Annotated in this window: 2 protein-coding genes and 1 pseudogene; 1 reads left to right on the top strand and 2 read right to left on the bottom strand. The window is 72.8% G+C overall.

Going from position 1 to position 1,414, the window contains the following annotated elements:
* Window positions 1-256 (top strand): annotated as a pseudogene (locus AB0M20_RS43515) (hypothetical protein); the annotation flags it as partial.
* Between the two features lie 16 nt (window positions 257-272).
* Here AB0M20_RS43515 and AB0M20_RS43510 read toward each other — a convergent pair.
* Together AB0M20_RS43510 and AB0M20_RS43505 are read right to left on the bottom strand one after the other, a co-directional pair.
* A complete protein-coding gene (locus tag AB0M20_RS43510) occupies window positions 273-572 on the bottom strand; it encodes a DUF2470 domain-containing protein (RefSeq protein WP_364307361.1) in 300 nt (99 codons plus the stop codon).
* Window positions 569-1,216 carry a biliverdin-producing heme oxygenase gene (locus tag AB0M20_RS43505; RefSeq protein WP_364307360.1) on the bottom strand — a complete coding sequence of 216 codons (648 nt, stop codon included), beginning with the start codon at window positions 1,214-1,216 and terminating at the stop codon, window positions 569-571. Before AB0M20_RS43505 ends, AB0M20_RS43510 begins: the two co-directional genes overlap by 4 nt.
* Window positions 1,217-1,414 lie beyond the last annotated feature (198 nt).

Raw genomic sequence — 1,414 nt, 5'->3', positions numbered from 1 at the left:
GCCGGCTCGTTCCCGGCGGCGCAGCAGCGCGGCGGCCACCTTCTCGGACGCTTCGTCGGAGGCGATGGTGGACAGCCCCCTGGACAGCGCGGAGTCGGACGGTCCGGACGACGGTGACAAGCCGCGTCGCCGGCGCCGGCGGGGTGGTCGGGGTAACCGCGGTTCCGGCGCCTCGTCCGACAGCGCCTCTTCCGCCGGCACGGGTGACGGTGAGATGACCGGCGGCTCCGAGGCCGGGGTCGGCACCACCGCCTGAGCGCGCTTTCCGGTCTTCAGTGGCGCGGTTCGACGCCCAGCGCCGCGCACGCCTCCTGGTACATCCGGACCGCCTCGGCGCGGACCTGGCGGCGTTCGGTCAGCCGCTCCCGGAACGGTATGCGGACCGGCACCTCCACGCCGTCGACGGCGGCCGCGAACTCCATGCCGTCCGCGTCCATCCCCGACATCCGGGCGGAGGTGGCGGTAGTCGCGCCGCCCAAGCCACGCACGATGAGCACGTTGTCGTCGGCGTGGTCGTCATTCATGTGTCGGGCGATCTGCGCCACCACATCCGGCGGGAAGGGGTCGGTCACGCCCAGCGCTCCTTCAGGTCGTCCAGCACGGCGATGTTGAGGCGGTACGCCTCGCTGACCTCGGCCAGGAAGGTCTCCTCCTCGGCCGGCGACCAGCGGATGGCGTCCAGCATCTCGCGGTAGCGGATGCGGAAGGCCGGCGGGCGGACGCCGTCGAAGACGAAGAACCGGTGGCCGTCGCCGCTCAGGCCGTAGCTGCGAGCGATGGCCGGCCCGAGATACTGCCCGCCGGAGAGGTCGCCGAGGTAGCGCGTGTAGTGGTGGGCGATGAACTGCTCGGCCGTGGTGACCGCCTGGAGCCGCTCGACGTACTCCACGGTGGCTCTACGCGCCACGACGCGGTCGCGCCACCGGTGCCCGGCCAAGAAGGCGAGGTCGGCCTCGAGCGCGGAAACCCGCCGCAGCTCGGGCAGCACGAAGTCGCCCGCCACCGGGTCGGCGGACAGGGCGTCGCCGGCCCGCTCGAGCGCGACGTAGATGAACCAGTGCTGGGCGGCCAGATCGGCGTAGGCGTCCCTCGGCAGCCGGCCGGCGGCGAGCCGGTCGAGGAAACCGCTGCCTTGAGCGGCGTCGTGCTCGGCACGGGTGCCCGTGCGAAGGCGCACGGACAGGCGTTCCGTCTCGGGAGGGTCGGCCACTGACATGGTGCGGCACCTCGTTTCCGGCTGGCCCGAAGTTAGGCCAGCCTAACCCACAGCCTCAGTTTGCCCGCCAGCCCGCTCACGGCTGCGGGCCTACTCGCGGCTCCGGGCCTTCGCGGCTGCGGGCCTTCTCGCGGCCCCGGGCCTTCTCGGTTCCAGGCCTTCTCGCGGCGCCGGGCAGAATGGGGGGATGGCCCAAGC

The sequence above is a fragment of the Actinoplanes sp. NPDC051633 genome (genome assembly GCF_040681735.1).
Taxonomy (GTDB): Bacteria; Actinomycetota; Actinomycetes; order Mycobacteriales; family Micromonosporaceae; genus Actinoplanes.
The sequence above is the reverse complement of the archived record's forward strand: the minus strand, read 5'-3'. Positions and strand labels throughout refer to the sequence as shown.

Bases quoted from the DNA above. Each gene is read 5' to 3' on its own strand.
- AB0M20_RS43505 (WP_364307360.1), bottom strand. From the start codon at position 1,216: ATGTCAGTGGCCGACCCTCCCGAGACGGAACGCCTGTCCGTGCGCCTT.